At 38.6% G+C, this 2,698-nt stretch carries 5 protein-coding genes; all 5 read left to right on the top strand.

The features are described from left to right. Positions 1–692, top strand: a 692-nt coding sequence (locus tag HMPREF3138_RS27135; protein WP_139145146.1) for an RHS repeat-associated core domain-containing protein, incomplete at its 5' end; no start/stop codon positions are given. A gap of 1 nt (position 693) precedes the next feature. Beyond that, entirely contained in the window at positions 694–1,071 is a 378-nt protein-coding gene (locus tag HMPREF3138_RS11535) for a hypothetical protein (protein ID WP_038874752.1), read from the top strand. 141 nt (positions 1,072–1,212) lie between these two features. Continuing rightward, positions 1,213–1,671, top strand: a complete 459-nt coding sequence (locus tag HMPREF3138_RS11530) for a hypothetical protein (RefSeq protein ID WP_038874758.1) — start codon at positions 1,213–1,215, stop codon at positions 1,669–1,671. 12 nt (positions 1,672–1,683) lie between these two features. Continuing rightward, entirely contained in the window at positions 1,684–2,085 is a 402-nt protein-coding gene (locus tag HMPREF3138_RS11525; protein ID WP_223294875.1) for a hypothetical protein, read from the top strand. A gap of 30 nt (positions 2,086–2,115) precedes the next feature. Then, positions 2,116–2,454, top strand: a complete 339-nt coding sequence (locus HMPREF3138_RS25500) for a hypothetical protein (RefSeq protein WP_071605335.1) — start codon at positions 2,116–2,118, stop codon at positions 2,452–2,454. Positions 2,455–2,698: the final 244 nt, after the last annotated feature.

Genomic DNA, 2,698 nt, shown 5'->3' with positions numbered 1-2,698 from the left:
CCTTCGGCAAGCTGCAGGGCCAGACGGTAGACGGCGCAGCGCAGCGGCAGGGTGCGCAATACCAGCAGCCGCTGCGCTACGCCGGGCAATATCAGGACGACGAAAGCGGCCTGCACTACAACCTGTTCCGCTACTACGAACCCGAGGTGGGGCGTTTCACCACGCAGGATCCGATAGGGTTACGCGGCGGGTTGAACCTTTATCAGTATGCGCCGAACCCGCTGATGTGGGTGGATCCGTTTGGGTTGACAAATGAGGATGTAACGACATTCTATCATGCTGGTGATATTAAAGGAGCAATAGACCCTTCTTACGGAAACGGACTAAAAGACTTTGATCCAGCAGGCAAAGGTGGATTCTATGTTACGACTGATAGAGCTCAAGCGGAAAGATGGGCTCAGATGAGAACCGACCGAAATATGTCTATAACTCAATTTGATGTGCCAAATTCAGAATTAGCCAAACTTAATATTAAAACGTTTGGTTCAGCAAATGCAGAGTGGGCTGAGTTTGTCACGAAGGCTAGAGCAGGAACTCTTGCACATTCATATGATGCCGTGAGTGGTCCCATGCTATTGAATTTAAAAGACTTTAGGAGAGGGGGTAAACCTAGGGCTGGTGGCTCACAATTTGCAATATATAGTGATAAAGCAGCAACAACATTCAATAAATACAAATCAGGATGTAAGTAACATGATTGAAAGAAATGAACTAAGAGATGGACTGGTATTTGTTAATGAATCTAATAAAAATGAAAGTGTTATCATGAATTTTTATTCTTGGGTCCATATTATTTATGGAGTGATTATTTTTTATGGAAGAAAAAGTGAAGAGGAAGCAAATTATATAATTAGCAATACACCTATGTTTACAACACCACCCAAGAATTTCATGGAGGCCTGTATGTTAGGTCATGAGGATGAATATTATTGGGGTATGGTAATGTCACATGGTGATAGATATTTTGAGAAGGGTTTTCCTCGTACAGCACCGGATGATTATTTTGAATGGGAGGATAGTTATATAAAAGATCACAAGCTCGAGAGAAACACTCTAGTTTTTAATGATTAAAACAAGTGATGTTGTTAGAACCGGCAGCTCTCAGTCGGTTCTAAATGTCTAGAATGAAACGTATCTAAAAGATCAGGTTTAATAATTTTGAAATATCCATCTGTACACATCGATAAATCACTTAATATTACGATATCTAACATGATTGATTTTAACGCTAGGATTGTGTCGGGTGCTTCTATAGGTAATATCAATCTAAATGAAAATATTTCATTATATATTAATGAAATGCACTCCAGATTTAGCGTTAAGGTTAAAAAACACTTCCTACCTGACAGGAGTGAGCGAAAGTCATATACAGTCGACAATACCTTGACCGTCGTAACTGATAAAGACGGTGTCATTTTGTCACTTGGATGTAATGCTCATTATCAAGGTGGCTACAATGGAATCATATTCCCAGGAGTGAAAATAATAGATATAATCAAGCTGACGACATCACAGAAAATATACAATGGTTCAATCATTATTAATGATGACTTTGGTGTTTCGTTTATCCTCCCACCTCCATATGATGAGATCGCCGATGCGATAAACTATATTCCTGCTGGGGTGATAATAAACGAAATTTTCATATCTGATTTTTCATTCTGGCGTTAGCTTATGGAGTATATGAGTAAGTTTAGTGGACATGTAATTAAATTTGGGGTGAGTGATATAGTTGTCACTGGCTACATAGATTCGGATACGCCGCCGGTTTTTCACCCGATGTATGACAGGATTTACTTTATATCAGGTGAAGTTATATTTGAATTTTACATTGATGATGATGGAGTTGTTAATTCACATTTAGTTGAAAACATCTCTCCGTGGTTTGAAGTAGATGTGGATGATCAATTTTCCATGATGTCAATCTATTCACAAGCTTTTAAAACTGAACGGGAAGTTAAGATAATTGCAGTGAATTGTAGTGAAGAACCGTTCTCAGTTTTTATCGTCAGGTATAAAAATGGTGACAATGGAAATTCACTGTATTTAGAGCCAAAGAGTTTTTTTGGTTTTTTGATTTCATAGAAAAAACCATGGAATGATTAGGAGTTCAATGTGAGCAAGGAATTAAAGCTTGATGTTATGAATAACAAAAATGACTTGATTGAAGGGACTTTTTGCCACTCGCTTTTTGAGAGGTCGTTCTTTGATGAAAAGCTATTAAGTGACTTAATAAATAATTCAGAGGCGTTTTTAAAAGAAAACGAATGTGATAAGGATGTTTTAAATTTGCTATCATGGGTTGTCAATGGTGTTGATCAGTGTTTTACATCCCATAATGATAAGAATGACTATTATTCAATTGAAAACTATTCTGTGAATTTGGAGAAAAAATGGTGGGAAGTGTGGCGACCTGAAATTAATGAAATAGTCAATGGTGATAAAGATTGTTAGAGTTTTATAACAAATTTGAGCAACATTGAATATGAGGTGTAAGGTAGAGGCTTGAAAAGGAGATATTCTGTTCTTTAAAAATAAAAAAGGAAGAGTAAAAACATTAGATTGTTAGTTGCATCAAAAGCCGCCTGCTGCAACACCGCGAACCCAATCAGGGCAAACCGGGCGCGCGGCTGGTGTACGATCTGGCGGATAACCTGCTGGGCGAACGCAGCCCGCAGAGCGACATCGACGCGCACCT

The organism is Serratia sp. HMSC15F11, from assembly GCF_001808215.1.
In the GTDB taxonomy this organism is placed as follows: domain Bacteria; phylum Pseudomonadota; class Gammaproteobacteria; order Enterobacterales; family Enterobacteriaceae; genus Serratia; species Serratia nevei.
This window is presented reverse-complemented; position numbering and strand designations above follow the sequence as displayed.

Bases quoted from the DNA above. Each gene is read 5' to 3' on its own strand.
- HMPREF3138_RS11535 (WP_038874752.1), top strand. From the start codon at position 694: ATGATTGAAAGAAATGAACTAAGAGATGGACTGGTATTTGTTAATGAA.
- HMPREF3138_RS11530 (WP_038874758.1), top strand. From the start codon at position 1,213: ATGATTGATTTTAACGCTAGGATTGTGTCGGGTGCTTCTATAGGTAAT.
- HMPREF3138_RS11525 (WP_223294875.1), top strand. From the start codon at position 1,684: ATGAGTAAGTTTAGTGGACATGTAATTAAATTTGGGGTGAGTGATATA.